The sequence below is a fragment of the Amycolatopsis sp. NPDC051102 genome, assembly GCF_040682815.1.
Classification (GTDB): domain Bacteria; phylum Actinomycetota; class Actinomycetes; order Mycobacteriales; family Pseudonocardiaceae; genus Amycolatopsis.
The window spans coordinates 117,163-142,939 of the sequence record NZ_JBFBBT010000004.1 but is presented as its reverse complement, the minus strand read 5'-3'; the positions used below and the strand labels follow the sequence as shown (position 1 = coordinate 142,939).

Sequence of the window (25,777 nt, the reverse complement as noted above, 5' to 3'; positions counted from 1 at the left end):
AAATCCGCGTTCTTGACCGTTCACGTAACCGTTCAGGACGGGAAACCTTCCGGAAAGGAGGGCACGAATGGAGAAGACTTTCGCCGGCGCGCGGCTGCGGCACCTCCGCGAAAGCCGCTCGATGAGCCAGGCGGACCTCGCTCGTGTGCTGGAGATCTCACCCAGCTACCTCAACCAGATCGAGCACAACTCGCGCCCGCTGACCGTGCCGGTGCTGCTGCGGATCACGCAGGCGTTCGGCGTCGACACGGAGTTCTTCGCCAACAACGACACGTCCCGGCTGGTCGCCGACGTCAAGGAAGCCCTGCTCGACGAGGCCCTGGGCATCGACGTGACCACGAGCGAGCTCAACGAGCTGGCCACCAACCTGCCGGCGATCGCGCAGGCGCTGGTCAAGCTGCACCGCAGCTACCGCAACGCCGTCGAGAACACCGCCGCGCTGACCATGGAAAACGGCCTGGGCCTGCACGGCAGCGCCGCCGCCGCGCTGCCGCACGAGGAGGTCCGCGACTTCTTCTACGAGCGCGAGAACTACGTCGCGGAACTGGACGAACGCGCCGAGAAGATGGCCGCGGAGGTCCCGCTGCAGCGCGGGCAGGTGCTCGGCGCACTGAAGGAACGCCTGTCCCAGCGCTACGGCGTCGAGGTGACCAGCGAGGGCATCGACGAAGCCGCCGGCCAGCAGCACCGCTACGAGCCGGTGACGCGGGTGCTGCGGCTGGCACCCAGCCTGCGGGTCGGGCAGCAGGCGTTCCGGATGGCTTCGCAGATCGCCCTGCTCGAGTACGACGATCTGATCACCGAGCTGGCCGACTCGTGGGCGTTCTCCGGCCCGGCCGCGCGGTCACTGGCCCGTGTCGGCCTGGCGAACTACTTCGCCGGGGCGCTGATCCTCCCCTATGGACCGTTCCTGGCCGCCGCCGAACGGTTCCGCTACGACATCGAGCGGCTCTGCGACCACTACGGCGTCGGCTTCGAGACGGTCTGCCACCGGCTCTCGACGCTGCAACGGCCGAAGCAGCGCGGGGTGCCGTTCTCCTTCGTGCGGGTGGACCGGGCCGGGAACATGTCCAAGCGGCAGTCCGCGGCCGGGTTCCACTTCTCCCGCGTCGGCGGGGCGTGTCCCCTGTGGAACATCTACGAGGCGTTCACCCAGCCGGGCAAGATTCTCACCCAGATCGCCACCCTGCCCGACGGCAAGAGCTACTTCTGGGTCGCGCGCACGGTGTCACGCAACATCGGCGGCTACGGCAGCCCGGGCAAGACGTTCACCGTGGGCCTCGGCTGCGAACTGCGCCACGCCGGGCGCCTGATCTATTCGACCGGCCTGGACCTGGACGAACCGGCCGCTGCCACGCCGATCGGGATGGGCTGCAAAGTCTGCGAACGCCCGGCGTGCTCGCAGCGCGCGTTCCCGACGATCGGCAAGCAGCTCACCGTGGACGAGAACACCAGCACCTTCGTCCCCTACCCGGCGGTGCCGAAGGGCTGATCAGCCGATCACGTGCGGCGTCCACTTCGCCTCGTCCGGGCCGAGCAGGGTGATCCGGTTCAGCAGCTCCTTCGAGGTGATGCCCGCGGCCTGCGGCTTGTCGATCGCGACGCACGCCCGCAGCCCGTTCTCCGACGTGCACACGGGCTTGCCCAGGCCATCCGCGCGGCCACCCGGCGGGGAGACGGTGATCGTCGCCAGTGCGCCGTTCGACGAGTACTGGAGCACCGCGCGCCACGGGACGCCGTCGGTGTCCGGGCGGCGCCACAGGTTGACGTCGGCGACGCGGAACGTCTCCGGCAGGCCGGTGATGTGCAGCGGCAGGGGCACCGCGCGGTTCGCGAACGTCACCTCCGCGGCGACGTGCAGCAAAGCCTGCTGCAGGTCGGGAAGGGCCAGGTAATAGGCGTTCAGCTCGGCCCAGCGGCCGTCCGCGGTCGGCCAGCGCAGGTAACTGTCGCCCCGGTTGAGCGGATCCGCGGGATCAGTGGTGATCCAGTAGCCGTCGCGGTCGCCGACCCGGACCGGGACGCGCACCGCGCGCCCGCCCATGTCGTGCCTGCGGTCCAGCGGCGGTTCCCGGTCGTACACCGCGAGCCAGATCATCGGGGCGAGGTCGCCGCGGCCGATGGCCAGCGCGTAGTCACCGTGGCCGCCGGCACCGTACTCGACGCCCTTGATCGGCTCCGGCAGCCAGCCGAAGCTCGCCTTGGCCACCAGCGGGTCGTCGGTGGGCGCGGGTGCGACGGGCGCGGGCTTGGGCAAGACGGCCGGCGGAGCGATCGGGGGCGTCGGCGGCCGGAACGCCGACACCGCCGTCAACCCGCCCGCCGTCACCACCGCGGCACAGCCGACGACCAGGGCAGCCGTCCGCAGGCGGCGACGGCGTCCCCCGAGCCGCCGGGCGCGCTCGACGTCGATCGACGGCGGCGGAGCGGGCGTGTCGGCCAGGTCCTTCAGCATCGTGCTCAGCTCGTGGTCGGTCATGCTCGTCCCTCCCGGATCGGTTCGCCCAGCAGCTCGCGCAGCGCGTCCACGGCCCTCGCAGTCTGGCTCTTGACGGTGCCTTCGGAACAACCCAGCGCCCGCGCGGTGTCCGCGACCGGGAGGTCGCAGAAGTACCGCAGGACGACGGTCGCGCGCTGGCGGGCGGGCAGCCGGTCCAGCGCCGCCCGCAGGTCCAGGGCCAGTTCCACGTCCGCGCGGGGCACGGGCACGTCGCCGGCGCCGCCCAGGTCCACCCGGCGCCACCACGACGTCCGCTGCTCGGCCAGGAACGTGTTGACCAGCGTGCGCCGCACGTAGCCGTCCACGTTGTCGGCCCGGGCGGCCCGTGACCAGTTCGCGTAGAGCCGGGTGATCGCGGACTGGACCAGGTCGTCGGCCCGGTGCCAGTCGCCGCAGAGCAAGTAGGCGACCTTGCGCAGCCAAGCCGCCCGCGCGGTCACGTACTCCGTGAATCCGGCGTCCATCGGCGCCCCCCCCATCCTGTTCGACACCCCTCTGATGCGCCCGGAGGCCCGGGAGGTTGCCCGGGACGCGCGAGTCGTAGATTCAGCGGGGTGCACGACATCGACACGGTGACCGCGGCCACGATCGACCAGGCCGCCGAGCGGCTGGCCGGGGTGGTGACCCGGACGCCGCTGGAACCGAGCGCCCGGCTGTCCGCCCGGGTCGACGCGCAGGTCTGGGTGAAGCGCGAAGATCTGCAGACGGTCCGGTCGTACAAGATCCGCGGGGCCTACAACTTCATCGTCCAGCTCGACGAGCCCACCCGCGCCCTCGGCGTCGTCTGCGCCAGCGCGGGCAACCACGCCCAGGGCGTCGCGTACGCCTGCCGCCGGCTCGGCGCGAACGGCCGCGTGTACGTCCCGGGCACCACGCCGCGGCAGAAGCGCGAACGCATCGCGACGCTCGGCGGCGCGCACATCGAGGTCATCGTCGTCGGCGAAACGTACGAAGACGCCTTCGCCGCGGCCAACGAGGACGCCCAGCGCACCGGCGCGACCCTGGTCCCCGCGTTCGACGACGTCCGCACCGTCGCCGGCCAGGGCACGGTCGCGCGGGAGGTGATCGAGCAGCTCGGGTTCGTGCCCGACGTCGTGGTCGTGCCGGTCGGCGGCGGGGGCTTGCTCGCCGGGGTCGGCAGCTGGCTGCGCGAACGGCACCCCGACGTGCGGATCGTCGGCGTCGAACCCGCGGGCGCGGCCTGCATGGCGGCGGCCATCGACGCCGGCCGGCCGGTGCGGCTGCCGGCGCTCGACTCGTTCGTCGACGGCGCCGCCGTCCGCGAAGCCGGCGCGGTCACCTACCCGCTGATCCGTGAGAGCGGCGCCGAGCTGACCGCGGTCGCCGAGGGCGCGGTGTGCACCGAGATGCTGGCGATGTACCAGTCCGACGGCATCATCGCCGAGCCCGCGGGCGCGCTCGCCGCGGCGGCGCTCGGGTCGGTGGTCCAGGTGACGCCCGGGCAGACGGTCGTGGTCCTGGTCTCCGGCGGCAACAACGACGTCAGCCGCTACAGCGAGATCCTCGAACGCTCGCTGATGCACGAAGGGCTGAAGCACTACTTCCTCGTCGGGTTCCCGCAGGAGCCGGGCGCGCTGCGGCGGTTCCTCGAGCAGGTGCTCGGGCCCGAGGACGACATCACCCGCTTCGAGTACGTCAAGCGCACCAACCGCGAGCTCGGCCCGGCGCTGGTCGGCATCGAGATCGCCCGGTCGGCCGACCTGCCCGGCCTGCTGGCCCGGATGGACGCGAGCCCGCTGCAGGTGGAACGGATCGAGCCGGGCAGCCCCCTGTTCCACTTCCTGCTTTGAGCGCGTGGTCCACTAGTCGGATGGTGAAGGTCGACGGTGTCCGCAGTGTCGAGGCGTTGCGCGAAAAGGTCCACGAGGGTGCGGAGCCCGAATACCTGCTGTTCTACGGGCACACGCCCTCGAAGTCCGGGCGGGTGACGGCGAGCTGCCTGAGCCAGTGGTGGGTCGACCCGTTCGAGGCCGACGGCGTCGTCTACCCGACCGCCGAGCACTACATGATGGCCGGCAAGGCCGACCTGTTCGGCGACCACGAGAAGGCCGAGCTGATCCGGGCCACGCCCGACCCGAAGGCGGCGAAGGTGCTCGGCCGCGAGGTCGCGGGGTTCGACGCCGAGACCTGGGAGCGGCACCGGTTCGACATCGTCGTCGACGGCAACCTCGCCAAGTTCCGCGCCCACCGCGACCTGCGCCGGTTCCTGCTCGGGACCGAGGACAAGGTGCTCGTCGAAGCGTCCAAGAAGGACCTCGTCTGGGGCACCGGCATCGCCCGCGAAGAGAAGAACGCGACCAAGCCCGACTACTGGCGCGGGCTGAACCTGCTCGGCTTCGCGCTGATGGAGGTCCGCGACCAGCTGCGGGCCCGCATCTGAGGACGGATCAGCCGCCCGGGCATTCGTTGCCGCCGCCGCTGTGCTCGACGCAGTGGCGCGGCTCCGGCGGGGGCGGCGGGCGGTGGCGGACGTCGTCCGCCCAGTTCAGCGCCGCGACGACGGCGGCCAGGGCGAGGCAGATCCCGAAGAACCACGTCCACCCGCGGCGCCGCGTGGCCGCCGAAACGACCACGCCCACGAGCGGCAGCCCGGCACCGAGCCAGGCCGCCCAGGTCAGATAGGCGTCGCCCCCGGTGTGTGCTCGTGCCGAACACCGGCACGCTCCCCAGCAGGCCCAGCAGCACCAGGAACGGGACGGCGATCAGCCACCCCACCGCGACCAGCGCGACCAGCGCGAGCACGACGGACACGACGACCTCGCGGTTCTCCCCCACGCGACCCACTATGTCGCGGAAACGACCACGCGGCCTGAGTAGTCCTACTGCTCCCCGAGCGTTTTCTGCAGGGCCTTGTTCGCCTTGCGGGCCATGTCCGCCACGGCCTCGCGCCGCGCCGCGTCGGCCGCGTAGTCGTCTTCGCGGTTGCGGACCACGCGGGCCGGCGCGCCGACCGCGATCGAGTAGTCCGGGATGTCACCACGGACGACCGCATGCGCGCCGAGCACGCTGCCGCGGCCGATGCGGGTGCCCTTCAGCACGCTGACCTTGGTGCCGAGCCAGGTGTCCGGGCCGATCCGGACCGGGGACTTCACGATGCCCTGGTCCTTGATCGGCACGTGGATGTCCGAAATGACGTGATCGAAGTCACAGATGTACACCCAGTCGGCGACCAGCGTGGCCGCGCCGAGCTCGATGTCGAGGTAGCAGTTGATCACGTTCTGGCGGCCGAACACGGACTTGTCGCCGATCCGCAGCGAGCCCTCGTGGCAGCGGATGGCGTTGCCGTCGCCGATGTGGACCCAGCGGCCGATCTCCAGCCGCCCGTAGCCCGGCCGGCAGTGGATCTCGACGTCCTTCCCGAGGAAGAGCATCCCCCGCAGGATGATGTGCGGGTTGGCGAGCCGGAACTTGAGCAGCCGGTAGTACCGGACCAGGTACCAGGGCGTGTACGCGCGGTTGCGCAGCACCCAGCGCAGCGAGTCGGCGGTCAGGAACTTCGCCTGCCGCGGGTCCTGCCGGGCGCGGCGCCAGGCCCGCACCCGCGACAGCGCGGGCGCACCCCACATCGACGTCATGCCCGTGACCGTAACCTGTGTGCGGGACGGGTTCGCAGGCAAGGGGAGCTGGATGGGCACGAAGCTGATCATCGACACCGACCCGGGCGTCGACGACGCGCTGGCGATCGCGCTGGCGGCGCTGTCCCCGGACGTCGACCTGCTCGGGGTGACGTCGGTTTTCGGCAACGTCCCCCTCGACCGCACGACGGCGAACGCGCGGCGGCTGCTGGAGCTCTTCGGCCGCGCCGACGTGCCCGTGGCCGCCGGGGCCGCGCGGCCGCTGGTCCACTCCAAGCCGCGTGACGCGAAAGAGGTCCACGGCGGCGACGGCCTGTCGGGCCACTCCTACACGCTGCCCGAGGCGACCCGGCCCCTGGACGAGCGCGATGCCGTCCGGCTGATGGTCGACCTGCTGGAAGCGTCGGACGAACCGGTGACCATCGCCCCGATCGGGCCGCTGACGAACATCGCCGCGCTGCTCGCGGCGCACCCGGGCGCGGCGGCGAAGATCGCGCGGCTGGTGATCATGGGCGGCGGCGTGACGTTCGGCAACAGCACGACCGCCGCCGAGTTCAACATCTGGAGCGACCCCGAGGCGGCCCGGCGGGTGCTGGTCGAGGAGGACCTCCCGGTCGTGCTGGTGCCGCTGGACCTGACGCACCGCTGCGCCGTCGACGGCGAATGGCTGGCCAAGCTCGCGGCGTCGGGGCCGGTCGGCGCCACCCTCGAAGGACTGACGTCGACCTACCGGCAGCACTACACGCGCGTGTTCGGCGAGGACCGGATGGTCATGCACGACGCCGTCGCGGTCGCCGAGGCGATTTCACCGGGCATCCTGCGCACCGAGACCTACCGCGTCGACGTCGAGTGCGGCCTCGGCCCGGCGCGCGGCCAGACCCTGGTCGACCGGCGGCGGCTCGGCGAGGACGACCCGCAGTTCACCCCCGGCCGTCCGATCGAGGTCGCGCTGGACACCGACCTCGACGGCCTGCGCGGCTTCGTGCTCGACCGGCTGACCGGGGCCGCGCGGTGAGCGACGAGCCCGACGTCGTCCCGGACGACACGCCGACGTCCGAGCCCCGCCGCCGGAAGCCCGTGGTCGTGGTCGCGGCGGTGGTCGTCGTCGCGGCCGCGCTGGTGGCCGGCATCCTGCTCGCGCCGAAGCAGCAGGAGACCACGAACACCGCCGCGACGGTCGCGCCGGCGCCGTCGGTGACCGCCAAGCCGCCGACGACCACGCCGCCCCAGACGTCCGCGCCGCCGAAGGTGCCCGAGGCCAGCGAGTTCGACGCCTGGGCGTCGAAGACCAGCCAGTGGCTCGACATCCCGCTGCGGGCGATGGTCGGCTACGCGAAGGCGACGACGAAACTCGGCAAGGACGTCCCCGGGTGCCACCTGTCGTGGGTGACGCTGGCCGCGGTCGGAAAGGTGACCACCGACCACGGCCGGGCCCAGGGCAGGCAGCTCGGCACCACCGGCGTCCTGGACAAACCGCTCGGCACGATCGAGGTGCGCGACTTCTACAACAAGGTCGTCTCGACGGCGAACGCCGCCGGGCCGATGCAGCTGTCCCCGGCGATCTGGGGCAAGTACCAGGCGAGCTACGCGGGCGGGAAGCCCGACGTGCAGAACATCGACGACGCGGCCCTGACCACCGGCCGTGCGTTGTGCGCCGACGGCCACGACCTCTCGCAGGGCCAGGCGTGGTGGAACGCGGTCGGCACGCTGCAGCCGGCGCCGCTGTTCCTGCACCGCACGCTGGCCACGGTCAACGTCTACGGCACGGTCGGCCAGGGCTCGGCGCCGCCGAACCCGGCGGTGCTGAGCGCGGTGAACTTCGCCATCGACAAGATCGGCCTCCCCTACATCTGGGGCGGCAACGGCACCGGCGGCAACGACCCGGGCTTCGACTGCTCGGGCCTGACCACGGCGGCGTACGGCAGCGCGGGCATCAAGCTGATGCGCACGGCGGACACGCAGTTCCGCAGCGTCCCGCACGTGACCGACCCCCAGCTGGGCGACCTGATCTTCTACGGCGAACCGGCGACGAAGATCCACCACGTCGGGCTCTACATCGGCAACCAGCAGATGATCGACGCACCGCAGACCGGCCAGGCGGTCCAGGTCCATTCGTACCGCCGGGACGGCGACGACTACGCGGGAGCGGGCCGCCCGACGGCCTGAAACCGGCTGGACGCGGGGCCACGCGGCCTTGTAGCGTGCAGCCGTCCGTGACCGGCCCGAGGAGGTGAGACCCATGAACGCTGTATCGACGTGGGTGCTCCCCGTTCCCGTCACGGCCGGCGATTGACGTAGGTGTCGCCGGGAGCGCCGCGAACCACCAGGCACTCCCGAAAGGCACCACCCATGGACTCTCCGCCCTTCGACGTCGTCATCGCCGGCTGCGGGCCGACCGGTGCCGTGCTGGCCGCCGAGCTGCGGCTGCACGACGTGCGCGTCCTCGTTCTGGAACGGGAAACCGCGCCCGCGGCCTTCGTCCGGATCGTCGCCCTGCACATGCGCAGCCTCGAGCTGATGGCCATGCGCGGACTGCTCGATCGTCTCCTCGAACACGGACGACGGCGGCCGGCCGCCGGTTTCTTCGCCGGAATCGTCAAACCCGTGCCCGAGGGCCTCGACTCCGCCCACCCGTACCTGCTGGGCATCCCGCAGCCGGTGCTCGTCCGCCTCCTCGAAGAGCACGCGATCCAGCTCGGTGCGCAGGTCCGGCACGGTGCCACCGTCGCCGGGTTCGAGCAGGACGCCGACGGCGTGACCGTCGAGCTGGCCGGCGGCGAACACGTGCGTGCGCGCTACCTCGTCGGCTGTGACGGCGCGCGCAGCTCGGTGCGCAAGCTGCTCGGCGTCGGTTTCCCCGGCGAGCCCTCGCGGGCCGACACGCTGATGGGCGAGATGGAAGTGGGAGTCCCGCCGTCGGAGCTCGCCGGCGTCGGCGCGCCCCACCGGCGGTTCTGGCTCAGGCCCGTCGGCGAAGAGGTCTACAGCGTCGTCGTGCCCGCCGCCGGCGTCGCCGACCGCACGCAACCGCCCACTTTGGACGATTTCAAGCAGCAGCTGCGGGCCGTCGCCGGCACCGACTTCGGCGTGCACTCGCCGCGCTGGCTGTCCCGCTTCGGGGACGCCACCCGGCTGGCCGAGCGGTACCGCGTGGGCCGCGTGCTGCTGGCCGGCGACGCCGCGCACATCCACCCGCCGACCGGCGGCCAGGGGCTCAACCTCGGCGTTCAGGACGCTTTCAACCTCGGCTGGAAACTGGCCGGCCGGATCCGCGGCTGGGCGCCGGAACCGCTGCTGGACACCTATGAGGCCGAGCGTCGCCCGGTGGCCGCGGAGGTGCTGGACAACACCCGCGCGCAGATGGAGCTGTCGTCGGCCGAGCCGGGCCCGCAGGCCGTGCGCCGGCTGCTCGCCGAGCTGATGGACTTCAACGAGGTGAACCGCCACCTGATCGAGAAGATCGCCGCGACCGGCATCCGCTACGACTTCGGCGACGGTCCCGACCTGCTCGGCCGCCGCCTGCGCGACATCGACGTGCGGGGCGGCCGCCTCTACGACCGGCTGCACCGGGGCCGCGGCCTGCTGCTGGACCGCACCGGACGGCTGACCGCCGCGGGCCGGCCCGACCGGGTCGACCACCTCGCCGATCCCACGGCGGCGCTCGACGTCCCGGCCGTCCTGCTGCGCCCCGACGGCCACGTCGCCTGGGTCGGCGACGACCAGCGGGACTTGGACGACCACCTCACCCGCTGGTTCGGCTCACCTTCCCGGTGAAGTGCACGGCGTCGAGGCGGGCCACCTCGTCCGGGGTGAGCCGGAGGGTGCCCGCCGCGACGTTGTCCTCGAGGTGGCCGACCGATCCGGTGCCCGGGATGACGAGCACGTGCGGTCCGCGCTGCAACGCCCAGGCCAGCCGCACCCGCACCGGGCTCGCCTCGTGCGCGCGGGCGATGGCGAGCACTTCCTCGTGCTCGTCCTCGCCCGCGCCGGCCTCGCGCCCGGCGCCGGCGATCGCGAAGAACGGCACGAACGCGACGCCCTGCTCGCCGCAGGTGTCGAGGAAGGCGTCCTGTTCCGGGCGGTAACCGAGGCCGTACGCGTTCTGCACGCACACCACCGGCGCGATCGCCTGCGCCTGGGCGAGGTGCGCGGGACGCGCGTTGGAGATGCCGAGGTGCCGGATCAACCCGGCTTCGCGCAACCCGGCCAGCACGCCGAAGTGCTCGGCGATCGAGTCGAGCCCGGACACGCGCAGGTTGACCACGTCGAGGTGGTCGCGGCCGAGCCGGCGCAGGTTCTCCTCGACCTGCCCGCGCAGCTGCTCCGGGCGGGCCAGGGGCAGCCATTCGCCGGCCGGATCACGGGCCGGGCCCACCTTGGTGGCGATGACCAGGTCGTCCGGGTAGGGCGCCAGCGCGCGGTTGATCAGCTCGTTGGCCGACCGCAGCCGCGAGAAGTAGAACGCCGCGGTGTCGATGTGGTCGACACCCAGCTCGACGGCCCGGCGCAGCACGGCGATCGCCTGCTCGCGATCGCGCGGGACGGCGTCGGGAGCGAACGCCTGGCCGTACTGCGGCAACCGCATCGCGCCGAAGCCGATGCGGTGGACCGTGCGGTCGCCGAGCGTCCAGGTACCGGGGTAGCCGGAGATCATAACCGGAGTCTGGCACGGGATCCGGAATACTCCGGCCATGGACTCGGGGACCACCACGCAGCTGATCACCGTGGGCGCCACGCTCGGCGGGGTCGTGCTCACGTTGCTGACCAACACGTTCGTCGAGGGCCGCAAGCTGAAGGCGACCCAGCGCGCCGAAGCGCAGAAGCGGGCGGCGGACCACGCCAACTGGCTGCGCGACGAGCGCGTCAAGGCGTACGCGGGCCTGTCGACGGCGAGCGAAGAGGCGTTCCAGCTGGTCCGGTCGGAGTTCATCAAGCTGCCCGAGGACCGCAAGGCGATCGAGACACGCTGGCGCGAGCGGCGCGCGGAGCTGCGCAAGGCGCACAACCAGGTGGCGTTGTTCGGCACCGAAGAGCCGCGGCAGCGCGGGAAGGAGCTGTGGAAGGCGGCCCGCAACGGGGCGAACGCCGTCTTCGCCGAGCTGGACGCCGGAGCCTCGAAAGTGCGCCGGGAGAGCCTCGACGAGCTCCTGACCGGCATCAGCGACGCCGGGGACCGGTTCCTGGAGGCGTGCCGCGCCGACGTCCAGGGCACGCACTGAGCCTCATCCGCGGAGACGGCGGACCGTGGCGCGGAGGGACTCGATCTCTTCCACCATGGCCACGAGCTCGGCTTCGGCCGCCCATTCCGTCAGGAGTTCGGCGCGACGGTGCATCGCCGCCTTCTCACGGGTCCTCAAGGCGGTCGCCTGTTCGTAGTGGCCCGCGTCGACGGCCGCCTCCTTCAGTTCCCGGTAGCGGGCGATCAGCTTGTTCAGTTTCCGGATGTCCGGCGGGAACAGCGGCTCGGGTTCCACGCCCCACTTCTCGAACTCGGTCCGGACCTCCTCCGGCGAGACCGGCAACACGTCCGCCTCGGCGAGCGCCAGCAGGAGCGCCGGGGTGCAGTCCCGCTCCTCGCGGACGCGGTCGACCAGGGCTTGGGCCTCCGGTGTCAGCTCCGCGCGGGCTCGTTCCTCCAGCGCGCGCATGAAGGACTCGGGAGTGAAAGGTTCCGTGTCGGGGCGGCTGGGCGGCCGGAACCGCTCCACCAGCGCGGCCGGATCCGCGCCCAGTTCCGAGAGCACCCGGAAGGCAACGCTCTGGCCCGCCAGCAGCAGGCCGAAGGCCAGGTGTGCGAGCGTGATCGGGCCCTCCGCCCGGTACGCGCGGTGCAGCACCTGGTCGATCGAGACGGCTTTTTCCCCCATGGCAACGACTTTAAGCCGAACCGGCCCGCGCCGGGGTGGATTCCCGCAGGGACCGGGCGAGGAAGACGATCCCGAAGGTGACCACGACCGCCGACGACAGCGCCCAGTGCAGGCCGACGCGGGTCGCGAGCGCGCCGACCAGCACCGGTTCGACCAGGAACCCGAGGTACCCGCAGGCCGCGACGGCGGCGACCGCCCGGCCGGGTGCGTCCGCCTGCTTCCGGCTCGCCACGCTCCACGCGATCGGCACGATCCCGGCCACGCCGAGCCCGACGACCGCGAAGCCGAGCACCCCGGCGACCGGCCACGGCACGGCCAGCACCACGGCGAAACCCAGCACCGCGACCGTGGCCGCCGCGCGGACGAACCGGACCGCGCCCGTCCGCGCCACGATGCGGTCGGCGACCAGGCGGACCGCGATCATCGTTCCGGAGAAAGCGAAGTAGCCGAGTGAGGCGAGGGCGGGCGTCGCGCCGGTGACGTCGGCGAGGTACACCGCGCTCCAGCTGTTGACCGCGCCTTCGGCGACGAACCCGCAGAACGCGAGCACGCCCAGCGGCACCAGCACCCGGCTCGGCCACGCGAACGCCGCTTCGCCCTGGCCGCGATCGGCGCCGGTGAGGAAGCGGGTGCGCGCGGCCCACAGCGCCAGCGTGAGCAGCACCGCGCCGGCCGCCGGGAAGTGCACGGACACGGGAACGTGCGTCGCCTCCATCAGCGCGTCGACGCCCGAGCCCGCGAGGCCGCCGATGTTCCAGAAGGCGTGGAAACCCGCGAAGATCGGGCGTCCGTAGCCTTCCTCGACGCGGGCCGCGTGCGCGTTCATCGCGACGTCGAGCAGGCTGTTGCCGACCCCGAGCACGACGAGCGCGGCGAAGAACACCGGCGCCGACCACGCGAGCGCGACCAGCGGCAACCCCGCGCACAGCACGACCGCGCCGAGCACGACGGCCGCCCGGCTGCCGATCCGGGTGAGCAGCGCGCCCGCGCCCAGCAGCGCGAGCACCGATCCGGCGGCGAGGCCGAACAACCCGGTCGCCAGCTCGCCCGTGCTGAGCCCGAGCCGCTCCTGCACCGCGGGCACCCGCGCCAGCCAGGTCGCGAACGCGGCGCCGCACACCGCGAACACGACGGAAACCCCCAAGCGAGCGCGTTTCAGGTCCTCGGTCACCCCGCCACCCTACGGATCATGGCCGCTGTTCCCGCCCACTTGACCGACGCCGTATAGTCGGATCCGACTAATAGGGAGCGACTAGTGCCACGCAAGATCCGCAACACCCTGGCTCTGGCCCTGCTCGGCCTGCTGCTGGAACGCCCGATGCACCCGTACGAAATGGCGTCCACGCTGCGCGAGCGCTACAAGGGCTCGACGTTCAAGATCAATCCGGGCTCGCTCTACGACACCGTGGAGGCCCTGGCGAAACACCGGTGGATCGAGCCCGTCGAGACCGTCCGCGAAGGCAACCGGCCGGAGCGGACCGTCTACGCGCACACCGAACTCGGCCGCCAGGAGTTCGTCGCCTGGCTCGACGAGCTGGTCCGCGAACCGGTCGCGGAGTACCCGAAGTTCGTCGCGGCGGTGAGCTACCTCGGCGCGCTCGGCCCGGACCGCGCCGCCGATGCGCTGGAGGAACGCGCCCGCCACCTCGCCGAACGCATCGACGGCGCGGAGACGGCGCTGGCCGAGACCGTCGGCAAGGGCGCGCCGCGGCTGTTCATGATCGAGGTCGAGTTCGTCCGGCACGCGTGGCAGGCGGAGCTCGACTGGGCGCGCCGCACGGCCGCCGAAATCCGGTCCGGCTCCCTGCCCTGGCCCGACCACTTCTGAGGGGAACACTGTGCCCGATCTCGAAACCGACGTCCTCGTCGCCGGCGCCGGCCCCGCCGGCTTGCTGCTCGCCGCGGAACTCGCGCTGGCCGGCGTCCGCACCACGATCGTCGAACGCCTGCCGGAACGGCCGCCGTACTGCCGCGGCTTCAACCTCAACTCGCGCGCGCTGGACCTGCTGGCCCGGCGCGGCCTGGCCGAAGGCCTGGTGGCGGAGGGGCACCGGGTGCCGCACGCGCCGGTCACCGGCCTGCCCGGCCCGCTGCTGCTCGACGGCGCGGCGACCGGCCACCCGTTCTCGCTGGGCATCCCGCAGACGCGCGTCGAGGAGGTCCTGGAGGCGCGGGCCCGCGAACTGGGCGTCGAAATCCTGCGCGGCCACGACCTGCGCTCGTTCACCCAGTCCGCGGACGACGTCACCACCGTGGTCCACAATGGACAGTTCGGCCGGACGGTCCGGTCCCGGTTCCTCGCAGGCTGCGACGGCGGCCGGAGCACGGTGCGCAAGCAGGCGGGAATCGGTTTCCCGGGGGTCGACGCGCGCTGGTACGCGCTGCTCGGCGACGTCGAATGCGAGCTGCCGTACGGGCCCGCCGCCGGACCGGACGGGCGGAGCCTGTTCGTGATCCCGCGGCCGGGGTACGTCCGGATCGTGGTCCGGGAGGACGACCCGCCGTCGGACAAGGACACGCCGGTGACGCTGGAGCGGCTGCAGGCGCAGGTGGACGCGGTGCTGGGCCGGCACGTCGAGCTGCGCGCACCCCGCTGGCTGAGCCGGTTCGGCGACGCGGCGCGGCTGGCCTCGCGGTATCGCGAAGGCCGGGTGCTGCTGGCGGGCGACGCGGCCCACATCCACCCGCCGGCGGGGGCGATCGGGGTGAACGTGGCCCTCGACGACGCGTTCAACCTGGGCTGGAAACTGGCGGCCACGGTCCGCGGAACGGCTCCGGAAGGTCTTCTGGACACCTACCACGCCGAGCGCCACGCGGCGGGCGAGCGGATCCTGGCGAACACGCGCGCCCAGGTGGCACTGGAGGAAGCAGCGGCAGAACCTTGGGCGGACCTGCTGCGGCGCGTCGCGGCGCACCCGGCGGGAAACCGCGCGCTGGCGGAGATCATCACCGGGCTGGACGCGTGTTACGAGCCGGGCGGGCACCCGTGGCTGGGGCGCCTGGCGCCGGACGTCCCGCTGCTGGTGTCGGGAGTGGAGACGCCGTTGCCGGCCCTGTTGCATTCCGGGCGGCCGGTGCTGCTGGACCTGACGCCGTCGGGGTCGTTCGCATCGTGGTCGGCCGGGGTGCCGGTGGTCGCGGCGACGAGTCCGTCCACTTCGGACGTCGACGCGGTGCTGCTGCGACCGGACGGGCACGTCGCCTGGGTGGGTACGTCCGGCTCGGGTGACGCGGGCTTGGCGGAGGCCGTGCACCGGTGGGTCGGGGAAGTTCCGGCGTCCGTCTGAGCGGGGTTCAGCGCGGGCGGTCCAGCACCGCCCGCTGCTCCACCCTGCCGTCCAGCACGAAACGGCTGTGCGGCGTGAACCCCAGTTTCTCCACCACCCTCCCCGACGGCTTGTTCGCCGGTTCGTACACCGCCAGGAGCCGGTCCGCCCAGCCTGACTCGAATGCCCGGTCGCGGACCGCGGACGTCGCTTCCGTTGCGTAGCCCCGGCCCCAGCCCGACGGCGCTATCCACCAGCCCATCTCCACCGCCGGCGAGCCGAGGCCCGACTCGGTCGCGCTGCGGCGGACCAGGGAGACCACTCCGTCGAACGATCCCGGCGCCGCCGAGACCGCGAACCAGCCGAAGCCGTGCTCCGCCCAGTGCGCCAGCGTTGCGCGGTGCTTGGCCAGCGTGTACTCGCGGCTCCACGGCTCGCCCGTGCCCACGTAGCGGACCGTCTCGGGGAGCTGGGCCAGCGCGAACAGGTCGTCGAAGAAATCCTCGGACCAGGCGTGCAGCGTGAGCCGTTCCGTGATGATCTGCATCGCGGCCAGTCTAGTGTTCGCCCAGCAGCACGGCGATTCCGTCGAGCTGGCGGCGCAGCCCGAACTCGAACGCCTCGTCGAGGCCGACGTCGGCGAGGCCGGTCATCACCTCGGTGAGCTCGGGGTAGCGGCCCGACCCGAGGAGCCGCGCCAGCAGCGCCATGTCCGCCGCCAGGCGCTGGTCGCCCGTGATGCCCGTGTCCTGCTCGGCCTGGACCTCGAACGCGTTGGTCACCGCCAGCCCGCCGACCCAGCCGTTGAGCGTCATGACCACCTGCAGCTTGACCCGCCGCTTCAGGCCCGTGCCGGCCAGCGCGCGCAGCGACCAGTCCACCAGCCGCAGGCCGGCCGCCAGCACCGGCGGGCGGACCAGCGAGTTGAGCAGGATCGGCGCCAGCCACGGGTGCCGCCGGTACGCCCCCCACTGCGCGCGGGCGGCCAGTTCGAGGCGGGGCCGCCACTGCGCCGGGCCGGGTTCCGGCAGCTCCGCCTCGCCGAGCGCCACGTCGGCCATCAGCCGGAGCAATTCCTCCTTGTCCGGGACGTGCCGGTACAGCGCCATCGGGCCGACGCCCAGCTCGGCGGCGAGCCGTCGCATCGACAGCGCGGCGATGCCGTCGGCGTCGGCCAGCGCGATGGCCGCGCGCACCAAGCCGTCCCGGCCCAGCGGCGGCTTCGCCGGCGTCCGGTCGGCGACGACCGTGCCGCTGCCCGGCACCGCGCGCACCCAGCCCTGCTCCCCCAGCGCGGCCAGCGCCTTCGCCGCGGTCGCCATCGCGACACCCCACTCGCGGACCAGCGCGCGCGTCGACGGCACGCGGTCGCCGGGCCGCAGCTCGCCCGCGGTGATCCGGCGACGCAGGTCCGCCGCGATCCGCAGGTAGGGCGCCTCCGCCACGAACTCCCCGATCCGTACTAGAACAGTTGCCGATCAGTGGTAGAACAGTTTCAGGGTACTCCCCCATTACTGCACGGGATTGTTGTCGTTCAGTTGCCGTCCTCAATACGGTTCCAATACACCGTACGAAACAAGGGGGCACCATGACGACGACCGAACAGCCAGTACCCGCGGTCCGGCCCGCGGCACCGTGGTGGCGACGCCCGTGGGTCTTCCCGCTGGGCCTGCTCGTCACCGCCTTCCTGGTGTTCTCGCTCCCGCCCTACCTCGGGCTCGACCCGGCGAAGTCGCGGATCCCGGCCCCCACCGGCTGGTACTACCCCATGCTGGTCACCCACATCGGCTTCGCGACCGTCGCCATGGTGACCTGCGCGCTGCAGATCTGGCCGTGGCTGCGGCAGAAACACCCGGCGGTGCACCGCCGCACCGGACGCGTGTACGTCTTCGCCGGGGCGATCCCGGCGTCGATCGCCGGGTTCACCATCGCGCTCGCCGCGCCCTTCGGACCGGTCGGGGCCGTGTCGAACGTCCTGCTGGCGGTGCTCTGGTTCGGCTGCACCGTGCAGGGCTACCGGACGGCGCGGGCGCGCCGGTTCGGCGAGCACCGCCGCTGGATGGTGCGCAGCTTCGCGCTGTGCATGTCGATCATCAGCAACCGGATCTGGGGCGTGGTCTGGGCGATCGTGCTGACCCCGCAGCTCGACACGACGTTCGGCGGCAGCGAAGCGGCGCTGGGTCAGGCGATCGCCGGCATCACGACGTGGACCGGCTGGGTGCTGCCGCTGCTGGTCGCCGAGTGGTGGCTCGGCCGCCGCCCCGGCCGCCGCCGCAACGCACCGTCACGGGGGTAGCCCGATCGGCCGATGGTCTACACCAAGACAAAAGGTCTATACCAATGGGGACCGCAGTTCCCCGCCGCCGCGCTCGTCGTCGTGGAGGTTCCCATGCGTCTCCGTTCCCTGCTGGCCGTGCTGGCCGGCGCCACCCTGCTGAGCACCGGGTTCGCCGCCCCCGCCGGTGCCGCGGCCGGCTCCCCGATCCCGGTCGGGCCCTACGTCGACATGGGCGCGTGGCCGACGCCCAGCCTGTCGGCGATGTCGGCCGCGAGCGGCGTCAAGGGGTTCACGCTCGCGTTCGTCAACTCCTACGGCTGCAAGGCCAGCTGGTTCGGCGCCTACGACCCGCGCACGGCGTGGCAGAAGGAGGAGATCGCCAAGATCCGCAACGCGGGCGGCGACGTCAAGATCTCCTTCGGCGGCGCGTCCGGCATCGAGCTGGCGCAGGCGTGCAGCACGTCCGCGCAGGTGGCGGCCGAGTACGACGCCGTGGTCAAGGCGTACGGCCTCAAGTACGCCGACTTCGACATCGAGGGCGCGGCCGTCGCGGACCCGGCGTCGATCGCGCGTCGCTCCCAGGCGCTGAAGACACTGCAGGACGGCAATCCCGGGCTGAAGATCTCCCTGACCCTGCCGGTGCTGCCGGACGGCCTCACCGCGGACGGGCTCAACGTCGTCAAGGCGGCCAAGAACGCCGGGGTGAACCTGGACCTGGTCAACATCATGGCGATGGACTACTACCAGGGCGCGGGCGACCAGGGCGCGAAGGCGATTTCGGCGGCCAAGGCCACTCAAGCGCAACTGAAGTCCCTGTACGGCCTGAGCGACGCGGCGGCGTGGAAGAAGGTCGGCGTCACCCCGATGATCGGCGTCAACGACTCGCAAAATGAGATCTTCTACCAGAAGGACGCAAAGGCACTGGTGGCGTTCGCGAAGACGGTCCACCTGGGGATGCTGTCGTTCTGGGAGCAGGGCCGCGACGCGAACGCGTGCACCGGGGCGCTGTACAAGTGCACCAACGTGCCGCAGTCGAAGTACGAGTTCGCGAAGATCTTCGCCGGCTACACCGGCTGAGTCACCAGCGGGCGGCGTCCGTGAGCAGTGCGTCCCGCACTGCCGCGGGCCCCGCCCGGCACGGCTCGGCCCGGCTGACCACGAACAGCGTGTTGATCGGTGGCTCCTCCGGCTCCAGCAACGCGATCAGTGCCCCCGACGCCAGCTCGGCCGCGCACAGGTAGCGCGGCAGCACGGTGACGCCGCAGCCCGCCAGGACGCACGTCAGGACCCCGCGCAGGTCCGGGACCACCACCGCCGGGCCCGCCGGTGGGCGGGCGCCCAGGACCGTGCGCCAGTAGCGGCGGATGATCGGCAGGTCCTCCGCGTACGCCACCAGCGGCGCCGTCCGGGGGTCGCCCGCGAAGCCGCGGGGGCCGACCAGCACGAACTCCTCGTCCGTGAGGGGTGTCGCCGTGAAGGCCCGGCCGCGGGGGCGGATGGTCGAGACGACCAGGTCGAACCGGCGCTGGGCCAGGCCGGCGAGGAGGTCGTCGGCCAGGCCGAACGTCACCCGCAGCTCCAGCCCGCGCGCGACCAGACCGGCCAGCGCGGGCAGGACCCGCAGCGTCGTCAGCTCGGCGGGCCCGGCCAGGTGCACCGGAACGGCGAACGGGCCGGGCTGCCCGGCGACGACGTCCGTCAGCGCGTCGAGGTGCGGGGCGACCCGGGCCGCCAGCTCGTCGGCCACCGACGTCGGTGTCACGCCACGGGCGCGACGGACGAACAGTTGTTGCCCCAGTTGCTCCTCCAGCGCCCTGACCTGCGCGGTCACCGTCGGCTGGGACACGCCCAGCGACGGCGCCGCGCCCGTCAGCGAACCCGCGCGGTGGACCGCCAGGAACGTGCGCAGCAGGTCGAGGTCCAGCTCAGTCCTCGACCAGGTCGATCGAATCCACCACGTTCGGGTAGAACGCGACGTGGTCCTTGATCGGCGCCACCGCGTCGTACGGCTGCTCGTACGTCCAGACGGCGTTCTCGCCCTGCACGTCGCCCGCCTTCAGCGAGTAGTAGCTCGCCTCGCCCTTGTACGGGCAGTACGTTCCGTGGTCGGTCCGCTCCAGCACGCTCGCGTCGACGTCCGCCAGCGGGATGTACTGGACCGCCGGGTACGTGGATTCCTGCAGGGTGAGCGCGTTGCGGCTGTCCGCGACGACGCGCCCGCCCGCCTTGACCACCACACGCGCCTTCGTCGGCTCGACGGTGATCGGGTGGTCCGGGCCCGGCTGCAGAACCTGCTTCGCCATGTCAGCTCCCTAAGAGTCCTGTGTACAGGGAGCAGCACCCCGGACGCGGCGGTTATTCCGGGTTCACGGCAGGTAGTACATCGGGTTGGGCAGCTTGACCGGGTGCAGCGCGTAGCCGCCTTCGAGGTCGCTGAACTGGTCACCGAGGTTCAGCACGATCTTCGCGCCGGTCGCCTCGATGTGCGCCCGCGTGCCCGACTTGTACTGGACGGTGGTGCAGGTCAGCCCGCACGGCAGGTAATCGGGCGCGGCGGTCTTCGGCTTGAAGAACGACCCCGCCGGGGCCGGGAAACCCTCGTTGGCCAGGTTCTTGAGCGACTGCGGGCCCTGGAACTCGTTGCGGCCGGTCAGGAAGTAGACCTTGACGCCGCGCTGCGCCGCCCAGTTCGCCAGTTCCAGGACCGGCTTGTTGGCGACGAACGTGCCGTTGTCGATCGCCTGCTGCTGCTTGCCGGGGTCGAAGCCGAAGTCGTTGTCGGCCTCCCAGCCGTAGGTCACCTCGGACGTGTCGTCGACGTCCAGCACGATCGCCGGGTTCTTCACCCGGCCCAGCTGCTGCTGCAGGAAGTGCTTCGCGTCCGAGACGACCCGGTTGGTGTCCTTCACGAACCGGCTCGTGTCGGAGTAGTGGTGCTTGCCCGCGGCGTCGACGTAGTCGCCGTAGTACGCCTTCACGTCGAGCTTGACCTGGCCGATGTTGGCCGGCTCCTTCGCGCGGGCGGCCGTCGATTCGTCCGAGCCGGCCAGCGCGGTGGCTCCGGAGGCGACAGTGGCGCCGATGGCCGCGGCGGCGGCGAGCTTGACGAGACCTGACCATTTTCCGGACACAGCGACCTCCACGGAAACTTGACGACCCGGGGAACTTACGTCACCCGTTCCGCCCGGCAGACGAAAGCCACCGGCGCGCGGCCGATCCGCGTCAGAACCACCGAAGCTTCCGCTTCGCCGCGCGGCTTCAGCCGACGGCGTAACGCGTCCGGGTCGACGTCGAGTCCCCGGACCAGGATCTCCAGGCGTCCGACGTCATGCCGCTTGAGGACGGCCTTCAGCGCCTTCTCGCTGTACGGACCGTGTTCCAGGACGCGGAAGGCCCGCACGCCGGGCGGTGGAGTGTCCCCGGTCAGGTACGCGATGCGCTCGTCCAGCTGCCACAACCCGTGCCGCGCCGCGTAGTGCCGGACCAGTCCCGCGCGTACGACGGCGCCATCCGGGTCGACGATCCATTCCCCCGGCTCCCGCGTGGGCAGCTCGTCCGGCTCGGCGTCGGTGACCGTCCACTGTGTTCCGTCCGAGCGCAGCACGCTCGCCCGCCGGGTGACGCCGCTGCCGAGGCCGCGCCAGAGGCAGGACTCGCGGACCTGGCCGTCCAGGGACACCAGCTCGACCTCCTCGGCCCACGGCGTGAGCGCGAAGTCGAGACCGGGCGCGCACTTGATGGCCAGCGGACGTCCGGGGTACGCCTCGACCAGGCCGTCCAGCGGCGGGGCGAAGTCGGCGGGTTTCCACGCCCGGCGGCCGGCGGAGTCGCGCCGCGCCGGGTCGGCGACGACGACACCGGACCGGCTGACCGGGCGCAGCGCGTCGGCGCGCACGAGCCCGAACGCAACCCCCGCGGTGGTTCCGTTGTGGCGGGCCATCTCCAGCCGCACCGGGTCCAGGTCGGACCCCAGCGCGCGCCGCGCCACCCGGGCGATCTCGACGAGGTCGGCCCCGACCGAGCACGTGACGTCGTGGACGTCGAGCCCGGCCAGCCGCGCCGCCCGGTGCCGCGCGACCGGCGTCGCACTCGCCTGCTGGAGCGCGTCCGAGGTGAACAGCCAGCCGTCGGAATCCACTTTGGACCCGGCTTTGCGGCGCAGCAGCACCGTTTCCAGCACCGCGCTCGCGTGCTCCTCGCCGGCCAGGCGGCGCACGGCGGCGACGGACGCGATGTGGTCGGTCAGCGGCAGCGCCGCGACCTCGGCGAGCGCCGCCACACCCGCGCCGGAACGCAGGTAGGCGACGTCACCGAGACTGAACGGATAACCCAACTCAGGACGGCCGCTTGGTCCCGGTGATCATCACGTTGTAGAACAGCTCCCGCGGCAGGATCTTCGCCAGCACCTTCTTGTCCACGGCGGACAGCCGCAGCCACAGGTGGTAGGCGAACAGCCGCCAGCGCACGGTGAGCTTCTCCTGCGGCACCGCGGCCTCGAACGTCCGGATCGGCCAGCCGGCCAGGGCCGCGGCGAACTCCTCGGTGACCGCGCGGACGTCCTGGGCGCCGGCCCCGCGGGCCATCGACTCCAGCTCCGACGGGTCGAAGGTGTGGATGTCGACCACGGCCTCCAGCGCGGCGGCGCGCGAGGACTCGTCCAGTTCGGACTGCGGACGCCGCCAGCCGCTCAGCACCGGCAGCTTCGTCACCCGGGTGGTCAGGAACCAGGTGAACTGGCCGAGCTTGCGGGCGTAGAAGTCGCCGATCTTGGTCGGCTCGCCGGCGAAGACGAACCGGCCGCCCGGCTTGAGCACGCGCAGGACCTCGCGGAACGCCGCCTGGACGTCCGGGATGTGGTGCAGCACCGCGTGCCCGACGACCAGGTCGAACGTGTTGTCCTCGTACGGGATGCGCTCGGCGTCGGCCACGCGGCCGTCGACGTCGAGGCCGAGCTTCTCGGCGTTGCGCAGCGCTACCTGGACCATGCCGGGCGAGAGGTCGGTGACCGAGCCCTTCTTGGCGACGCCGCCCTGCATCAGGTTCAGCAGGAAGAAGCCGGTGCCGCTGCCCAGCTCCATCGCGTGCTGGTAGGGCTGGCCGTCCTCGCCCGCGACGGCGTTGAACACGTCGGTGGCGTAGGAGATGCAGCGCTCGTCGTACGAGATCGACCACTTCTCGTCGTAGGTGCCGGCTTCCCAGTCGTGGTAGAGCACGTTCGCCAGCTTGGGGTCGGCGTAGGCGGCCTGGACCTCTTCGGCGGTGGCGTGCGGGTTCGGCGCCGGGTCGTTCACGTCGGTCAAGGCGTCATTTCCCTTCGAAAGTGGCCTTGCCGGGCCCGTTTTCGATGAACGACTTCATGCCGTTCTGCTGGTCTTCGGTCGCCCACAGCGCGGCGAACAGATGCGATTCGAGCTTGAGGGCGTTCGGGAGGTCCATGTCGAGACCGCCGTCGATGGCCGCCTTCGCCGCGCGCAGCGCCACGGCCGGGCCGTTCGCGAACTGCGCCGCCCACTTGTGGGCCGCCGCGTAGACGTCGTCGGGCGCGACGACCTGGTCGACGATCCCCAGCTGCAGGGCCTCTTCGGCCTTGACGAACCGTCCGGTGTAGACGATGTCCTTGGTCTTGCTCGGCCCGATCAGCCGGGCCAGGCGCTGGGTGCCGCCCGCGCCGGGGATGACGCCGAGCTGGATCTCCGGCTGGCCGACCTTGACGTTGTCGCCGGCGACGCGCCAGTCCGCGGTCAGCGCCAGTTCGAGGCCGCCGCCGAGGGCGTACCCGGTGATGGCCGCGACGACCGGCTTCGGGATGTTCGCGATGGCCGCGAGGGTGCCGGTGAGGTTCGCGCCGAACTTGGCGATCTCGGGGTACGTGCGGGTGGCCATCTCCTTGATGTCCGCGCCGCCCGCGAAGGTCTTTTCGCCGCCGTAGAGGATGACCGCGCGGACGTCGTCACGCTCGGTGGCTTCCTTCGCCAGTTCGGCGAGTTCGGCGGTGACCTGGGCGTTCAGGGCGTTGACCGGCGGCCGGTCGAGCCGGATCGTGCCGACCCCGTCCTTGACCTCGAGGGTTACGAACTCTCCCACGTCACTCCTCCTCGTTGACGGACTGCCAGCAGGCTACCGGTCGGTAAGGCCACCCTAGCGGCGACGGGCGAAGAAGCGATCCCCGGAGCGCTCCAGCACGAGGTCCTGATCGAACGTCTTCGACAGGTTTTCGCTGGTGATGACGTCGTCGACCAGGCCGGAGACCACCGCGTGGCCGTCGCGAAGGAGCAACGCGTGGGTGAACCCCGGCGGGATCTCCTCGACGTGGTGGGTGACCAGGACGATGGCCGGCGCGTCCGGGTCCATCGCCAGGTCGGACAGCCGTGCGACCAGGTCTTCGCGACCACCCAGGTCGAGACCGGCGGCCGGCTCGTCGAGCAGCAGCATCTCCGGGTCGGTCATCAGCGACCGGGCGATCAGCGCGCGCTTGCGCTCGCCCTCCGACAGCGTCCCGAAGGTGCGCTCGGCCAGGTTGCCGATGCCCATCGCGTCGAGCAGCTCGGTCGCGCGGGCGGTGTCGAGGGTGTCGTATTCCTCACGCCAGCGGCCGAGCACCGCGTAGCCGGCGCTGACCACGACGTCCTTGACCAGCTCGTCGCCCGGGACGCGCTGGGCGATCGCGGCCGAGGTGAAGCCGATGCGGGGACGCAGGTCGAAGATGTTGACCCGGCCGATCCGCTCGCCGAGCAGGTCGACCTCGCCGGTGGTCGGGTGCAGTTCGGCCGCGGCGAGGCGCAGCAGGGTGGTCTTGCCTGCGCCGTTCGCGCCGAGCACCACCCAGCGCTCGTCCAGTTCGACGGTCCAGTCGAGGCCGGCGAGGAGGTCGTTGGTCCCCCGGCGGACGCCGACACCGGCCATCCGGACCACGAGGTCGTCAAGTTCGCTGGGCTGGATCGGCTCGCTCACGAGGCCCATTCTGTCTGCCGTCTCGCGCGCGTGCGCACCCGCCCGGGCGAGACGGCGAACCGCCAGGTCGGGAAGTGTCCACGACGTGGAACGCCGCACCGTGGGAGAGCAGCCCGGCGCGTCGTTGTGGCAGGATCGCGGGCATGTCAGCCGACGCGCCTGCCACCGGGATCACCCGGGGTTCGTTCTGGCGCCGTCGCGCGATCGACCTGCTCCTCGTCGCTTCGGCCGGGTGTACGCGGGCGCGGCTCCGCTGATCCCTCGCGTCCACGGGCGCGTGCGGTGCCGTGCTGCCCCGGCGTCCCGATCCCTGTGCGTTGCGAGGAGCACCCGCGTTGACCACTTCCCTGGTTCGTCCGTCCGTCGAAATCCACCCGCAGCTGACCGACCCGCTGCTGCCCGAGCTGCTGCACCCGTCGCGGCTGCTCTGGACGCCGCGTGAGCTGGCCGAGCTGACCGCCACCGTCACCACCGAGCTGACCGCGGGCCTGCGCGCCGTCCTGCGCTTCGACGAGGACCGCCGCTGGTGGGCGCGCCTGGCGCTGACCGACGGCGTCGAGCTGTGGCTGCTGTCGTGGCTGCCCGGCCAGCACACCAAGCCGCACGACCACGGCGGCGCGTCCGGCTCGTTCACCGTCCTGCAGGGTGAACTCGGCGAGGAGTACCGCTACCCGGGCGGCCCGATCCGGCGCCGCACGCACACCGCCGGCGAGGGCATCGGCTTCGGCGCCGGCCGCGCTCACCAGGTCACCGGCGTCGGCGACCGGCCCGCGGCCAGCGTCCACGCGTATTCGCCGCCGCTGGTGGCGACGCGCGAGTACGCCACGCTCGCCGACGTTCCGGCGGAAATTCCCCCGCTGCCCGCTATCGTCCGGTCATGAGCGCTGTCGATTCGCTGCTGTCTTCCGCACGGTCCGGGTTGGACCGGGTGACGCCCGTCCGGGCCCGCGAGCTGCAGGAGGCGGGGGCGCTGCTGGTCGACATCCGGCCGCTGGCGAACCGCTCCGCCGAGGGCGAGATCCCGGGTGCGGTGATCGTCGAGCGGATCCACCTGGAGTGGCGGCTGGCGCCGGACAGCGAATGGCGGCTGCCGTCGGTGACACCCGAGACGACGGTGATCGTGGTGTGCAACGAGGGCTATTCGTCGAGCCTGGCGGCCGCCGACCTGCAGCGGCTGGGCCTGCGCAACGCGACCGACCTAGACGGCGGGTTCCGCGCGTGGGCTTCCGCCGGCCTGCCCGTGCAGGCCGGCGGAAGCCCCGCGGTGCCTTAGCAGCCCCCGTTTCCACGCTACCGGGGAGGGCCGACAGTTTCCTGAT

The 25,777-nt window shown here is 72.0% G+C and carries 29 protein-coding genes; 13 read left to right on the top strand and 16 right to left on the bottom strand.

From position 1 onward, the window contains the following. Positions 1–67: 67 nt before the first annotated feature. Positions 68–1,492: a short-chain fatty acyl-CoA regulator family protein gene (locus AB0M93_RS15065; protein WP_364273268.1), complete on the top strand. Its 1,425-nt coding sequence runs from the start codon at positions 68–70 to the stop codon at positions 1,490–1,492. Here the strand turns inward: AB0M93_RS15065 and AB0M93_RS15060 are convergent, their stop codons facing one another. Further along, positions 1,493–2,479, bottom strand: coding sequence for a hypothetical protein (locus AB0M93_RS15060; RefSeq protein WP_364273265.1), 987 nt, complete (start codon positions 2,477–2,479; stop codon positions 1,493–1,495). It lies immediately after the preceding gene. After that, positions 2,476–2,964, bottom strand: a complete 489-nt coding sequence (locus tag AB0M93_RS15055) for a SigE family RNA polymerase sigma factor (RefSeq protein ID WP_364273262.1) — start codon at positions 2,962–2,964, stop codon at positions 2,476–2,478. Before AB0M93_RS15055 ends, AB0M93_RS15060 begins: the two co-directional genes overlap by 4 nt. A gap of 90 nt (positions 2,965–3,054) precedes the next feature. Between AB0M93_RS15055 and ilvA the strand changes: the two genes are divergently transcribed. Then, positions 3,055–4,311, top strand: coding sequence for a threonine ammonia-lyase IlvA (ilvA, locus tag AB0M93_RS15050; protein ID WP_364273260.1), 1,257 nt, complete (start codon positions 3,055–3,057; stop codon positions 4,309–4,311). 20 nt (positions 4,312–4,331) lie between these two features. Next, the gene (locus AB0M93_RS15045; RefSeq protein ID WP_364273257.1) at positions 4,332–4,901 is read left to right on the top strand and encodes an NADAR family protein; all 570 of its coding nucleotides are present in this window, start codon (positions 4,332–4,334) and stop codon (positions 4,899–4,901) included. A gap of 7 nt (positions 4,902–4,908) precedes the next feature. Here AB0M93_RS15045 and AB0M93_RS15040 read toward each other — a convergent pair whose 3' ends face one another. Continuing rightward, complete coding sequence (locus tag AB0M93_RS15040; protein ID WP_364273254.1) at positions 4,909–5,100, bottom strand: hypothetical protein; 192 nt, start codon at positions 5,098–5,100, stop codon at positions 4,909–4,911. A gap of 240 nt (positions 5,101–5,340) precedes the next feature. Then, positions 5,341–6,096, bottom strand: coding sequence for an acyltransferase (locus tag AB0M93_RS15035; RefSeq protein WP_003058890.1), 756 nt, complete (start codon positions 6,094–6,096; stop codon positions 5,341–5,343). A 52-nt stretch (positions 6,097–6,148) separates the two neighbouring features. Between AB0M93_RS15035 and AB0M93_RS15030 the strand changes: the two genes are divergently transcribed. The 3 genes from AB0M93_RS15030 to AB0M93_RS15020 all read left to right on the top strand — a co-directional run bounded on the left by AB0M93_RS15030 (position 6,149) and on the right by AB0M93_RS15020 (position 9,870). Beyond that, positions 6,149–7,111 carry a nucleoside hydrolase gene (locus AB0M93_RS15030; RefSeq protein ID WP_364273251.1) on the top strand — a complete coding sequence of 321 codons (963 nt, stop codon included), beginning with the start codon at positions 6,149–6,151 and terminating at the stop codon, positions 7,109–7,111. A gap of 62 nt (positions 7,112–7,173) precedes the next feature. Then, positions 7,174–8,262 (top strand): C40 family peptidase, encoded by a 1,089-nt coding sequence (locus AB0M93_RS15025; RefSeq protein ID WP_364274337.1) that lies wholly within the window; start codon positions 7,174–7,176, stop codon positions 8,260–8,262. 183 nt (positions 8,263–8,445) lie between these two features. Then, positions 8,446–9,870, top strand: coding sequence for an FAD-dependent monooxygenase (locus AB0M93_RS15020; protein ID WP_364273249.1), 1,425 nt, complete (start codon positions 8,446–8,448; stop codon positions 9,868–9,870). On the opposite strand, the gene AB0M93_RS15015 is transcribed toward AB0M93_RS15020, so the two are convergent. Next, a complete protein-coding gene (locus tag AB0M93_RS15015) occupies positions 9,839–10,750 on the bottom strand; it encodes an oxidoreductase (protein WP_364273246.1) in 912 nt (303 codons plus the stop codon). The two genes, AB0M93_RS15020 and AB0M93_RS15015, sit on opposite strands and share 32 nt — an antisense overlap. Positions 10,751–10,787: 37 nt before the next feature. On the opposite strand from AB0M93_RS15015, the gene AB0M93_RS15010 reads away from it, so the two are divergent. After that, positions 10,788–11,315, top strand: a complete 528-nt coding sequence (locus tag AB0M93_RS15010; protein WP_364273243.1) for a hypothetical protein — start codon at positions 10,788–10,790, stop codon at positions 11,313–11,315. 3 nt (positions 11,316–11,318) lie between these two features. Here AB0M93_RS15010 and AB0M93_RS15005 read toward each other — a convergent pair whose 3' ends face one another. Both AB0M93_RS15005 and AB0M93_RS15000 read right to left on the bottom strand, forming a co-directional pair. After that, complete coding sequence (locus AB0M93_RS15005) at positions 11,319–11,963, bottom strand: UvrB/UvrC motif-containing protein (RefSeq protein WP_364273240.1); 645 nt, start codon at positions 11,961–11,963, stop codon at positions 11,319–11,321. 10 nt (positions 11,964–11,973) lie between these two features. Continuing rightward, the gene (locus tag AB0M93_RS15000) at positions 11,974–13,134 is read right to left on the bottom strand and encodes an MFS transporter (RefSeq protein WP_364273237.1); all 1,161 of its coding nucleotides are present in this window, start codon (positions 13,132–13,134) and stop codon (positions 11,974–11,976) included. 84 nt (positions 13,135–13,218) lie between these two features. On the opposite strand from AB0M93_RS15000, the gene AB0M93_RS14995 reads away from it, so the two are divergent. Then, positions 13,219–13,791 (top strand): PadR family transcriptional regulator, encoded by a 573-nt coding sequence (locus tag AB0M93_RS14995; protein WP_364273234.1) that lies wholly within the window; start codon positions 13,219–13,221, stop codon positions 13,789–13,791. 10 nt (positions 13,792–13,801) lie between these two features. Continuing rightward, positions 13,802–15,250 carry an FAD-dependent monooxygenase gene (locus AB0M93_RS14990; protein WP_364273231.1) on the top strand — a complete coding sequence of 483 codons (1,449 nt, stop codon included), beginning with the start codon at positions 13,802–13,804 and terminating at the stop codon, positions 15,248–15,250. Positions 15,251–15,257: 7 nt separating this feature from the next. Here AB0M93_RS14990 and AB0M93_RS14985 read toward each other — a convergent pair whose 3' ends face one another. Both AB0M93_RS14985 and AB0M93_RS14980 read right to left on the bottom strand, forming a co-directional pair. After that, entirely contained in the window at positions 15,258–15,776 is a 519-nt protein-coding gene (locus tag AB0M93_RS14985; protein WP_364273229.1) for a GNAT family N-acetyltransferase, read from the bottom strand. A gap of 10 nt (positions 15,777–15,786) precedes the next feature. Then, a complete protein-coding gene (locus tag AB0M93_RS14980; RefSeq protein ID WP_364273227.1) occupies positions 15,787–16,674 on the bottom strand; it encodes a TetR/AcrR family transcriptional regulator C-terminal domain-containing protein in 888 nt (295 codons plus the stop codon). A gap of 143 nt (positions 16,675–16,817) precedes the next feature. On the opposite strand from AB0M93_RS14980, the gene AB0M93_RS14975 reads away from it, so the two are divergent. Further along, a complete protein-coding gene (locus AB0M93_RS14975) occupies positions 16,818–17,525 on the top strand; it encodes a DUF2306 domain-containing protein (RefSeq protein ID WP_364273224.1) in 708 nt (235 codons plus the stop codon). A 93-nt stretch (positions 17,526–17,618) separates the two neighbouring features. After that, on the top strand, positions 17,619–18,584 hold the full coding sequence (locus AB0M93_RS14970) for a chitinase (protein ID WP_364273221.1): 966 nt from the start codon (positions 17,619–17,621) through the stop codon (positions 18,582–18,584). A 1-nt stretch (position 18,585) separates the two neighbouring features. Here the strand turns inward: AB0M93_RS14970 and AB0M93_RS14965 are convergent, their stop codons facing one another. From AB0M93_RS14965 to AB0M93_RS14935, 7 genes are all read right to left on the bottom strand, one after another. Continuing rightward, a complete protein-coding gene (locus AB0M93_RS14965) occupies positions 18,586–19,416 on the bottom strand; it encodes a LysR family transcriptional regulator (RefSeq protein WP_364274334.1) in 831 nt (276 codons plus the stop codon). A 16-nt stretch (positions 19,417–19,432) separates the two neighbouring features. Continuing rightward, positions 19,433–19,810, bottom strand: a complete 378-nt coding sequence (locus tag AB0M93_RS14960; protein ID WP_364273218.1) for a DUF427 domain-containing protein — start codon at positions 19,808–19,810, stop codon at positions 19,433–19,435. 63 nt (positions 19,811–19,873) lie between these two features. Beyond that, positions 19,874–20,638 (bottom strand): HAD family acid phosphatase, encoded by a 765-nt coding sequence (locus AB0M93_RS14955; protein ID WP_364273215.1) that lies wholly within the window; start codon positions 20,636–20,638, stop codon positions 19,874–19,876. A 35-nt stretch (positions 20,639–20,673) separates the two neighbouring features. Then, positions 20,674–21,840 (bottom strand): class I SAM-dependent methyltransferase, encoded by a 1,167-nt coding sequence (locus tag AB0M93_RS14950; RefSeq protein WP_364273212.1) that lies wholly within the window; start codon positions 21,838–21,840, stop codon positions 20,674–20,676. A gap of 1 nt (position 21,841) precedes the next feature. Further along, on the bottom strand, positions 21,842–22,807 hold the full coding sequence (locus AB0M93_RS14945; RefSeq protein WP_364273210.1) for a class I SAM-dependent methyltransferase: 966 nt from the start codon (positions 22,805–22,807) through the stop codon (positions 21,842–21,844). 4 nt (positions 22,808–22,811) lie between these two features. Beyond that, on the bottom strand, positions 22,812–23,591 hold the full coding sequence (locus AB0M93_RS14940; protein ID WP_206790589.1) for an enoyl-CoA hydratase-related protein: 780 nt from the start codon (positions 23,589–23,591) through the stop codon (positions 22,812–22,814). Positions 23,592–23,645: 54 nt separating this feature from the next. Further along, complete coding sequence (locus AB0M93_RS14935) at positions 23,646–24,467, bottom strand: ABC transporter ATP-binding protein (protein WP_364273207.1); 822 nt, start codon at positions 24,465–24,467, stop codon at positions 23,646–23,648. A 326-nt stretch (positions 24,468–24,793) separates the two neighbouring features. Between AB0M93_RS14935 and AB0M93_RS14930 the strand changes: the two genes are divergently transcribed. Next, positions 24,794–25,339, top strand: a complete 546-nt coding sequence (locus AB0M93_RS14930; RefSeq protein ID WP_364273204.1) for a cysteine dioxygenase family protein — start codon at positions 24,794–24,796, stop codon at positions 25,337–25,339. Continuing rightward, positions 25,336–25,731, top strand: a complete 396-nt coding sequence (locus AB0M93_RS14925; protein ID WP_364273201.1) for a rhodanese-like domain-containing protein — start codon at positions 25,336–25,338, stop codon at positions 25,729–25,731. The genes AB0M93_RS14930 and AB0M93_RS14925 overlap by 4 nt, the downstream gene beginning before the upstream one ends. The last annotated feature ends 46 nt before the right edge of the window (positions 25,732–25,777 follow it).

Excerpts from the sequence above, each read along its gene's own strand:
- AB0M93_RS15015 (WP_364273246.1), bottom strand. The coding sequence starts at position 10,750 with ATGATCTCCGGCTACCCCGGTACCTGGACGCTCGGCGACCGCACGGTC.
- AB0M93_RS15055 (WP_364273262.1), bottom strand. The coding sequence starts at position 2,964 with ATGGACGCCGGATTCACGGAGTACGTGACCGCGCGGGCGGCTTGGCTG.
- AB0M93_RS14970 (WP_364273221.1), top strand. The coding sequence starts at position 17,619 with ATGCGTCTCCGTTCCCTGCTGGCCGTGCTGGCCGGCGCCACCCTGCTG.
- AB0M93_RS14935 (WP_364273207.1), bottom strand. The coding sequence starts at position 24,467 with ATGGGCCTCGTGAGCGAGCCGATCCAGCCCAGCGAACTTGACGACCTC.
- AB0M93_RS15035 (WP_003058890.1), bottom strand. The coding sequence starts at position 6,096 with ATGACGTCGATGTGGGGTGCGCCCGCGCTGTCGCGGGTGCGGGCCTGG.
- AB0M93_RS14960 (WP_364273218.1), bottom strand. The coding sequence starts at position 19,810 with ATGGCGAAGCAGGTTCTGCAGCCGGGCCCGGACCACCCGATCACCGTC.
- AB0M93_RS15065 (WP_364273268.1), top strand. The coding sequence starts at position 68 with ATGGAGAAGACTTTCGCCGGCGCGCGGCTGCGGCACCTCCGCGAAAGC.
- AB0M93_RS15005 (WP_364273240.1), bottom strand. The coding sequence starts at position 11,963 with ATGGGGGAAAAAGCCGTCTCGATCGACCAGGTGCTGCACCGCGCGTAC.
- AB0M93_RS14925 (WP_364273201.1), top strand. The coding sequence starts at position 25,336 with ATGAGCGCTGTCGATTCGCTGCTGTCTTCCGCACGGTCCGGGTTGGAC.
- AB0M93_RS15045 (WP_364273257.1), top strand. The coding sequence starts at position 4,332 with ATGGTGAAGGTCGACGGTGTCCGCAGTGTCGAGGCGTTGCGCGAAAAG.
- AB0M93_RS15010 (WP_364273243.1), top strand. The coding sequence starts at position 10,788 with ATGGACTCGGGGACCACCACGCAGCTGATCACCGTGGGCGCCACGCTC.
- AB0M93_RS15030 (WP_364273251.1), top strand. The coding sequence starts at position 6,149 with ATGGGCACGAAGCTGATCATCGACACCGACCCGGGCGTCGACGACGCG.
- AB0M93_RS15020 (WP_364273249.1), top strand. The coding sequence starts at position 8,446 with ATGGACTCTCCGCCCTTCGACGTCGTCATCGCCGGCTGCGGGCCGACC.
- AB0M93_RS14975 (WP_364273224.1), top strand. The coding sequence starts at position 16,818 with ATGACGACGACCGAACAGCCAGTACCCGCGGTCCGGCCCGCGGCACCG.
- AB0M93_RS15060 (WP_364273265.1), bottom strand. The coding sequence starts at position 2,479 with ATGACCGACCACGAGCTGAGCACGATGCTGAAGGACCTGGCCGACACG.
- AB0M93_RS14985 (WP_364273229.1), bottom strand. The coding sequence starts at position 15,776 with ATGCAGATCATCACGGAACGGCTCACGCTGCACGCCTGGTCCGAGGAT.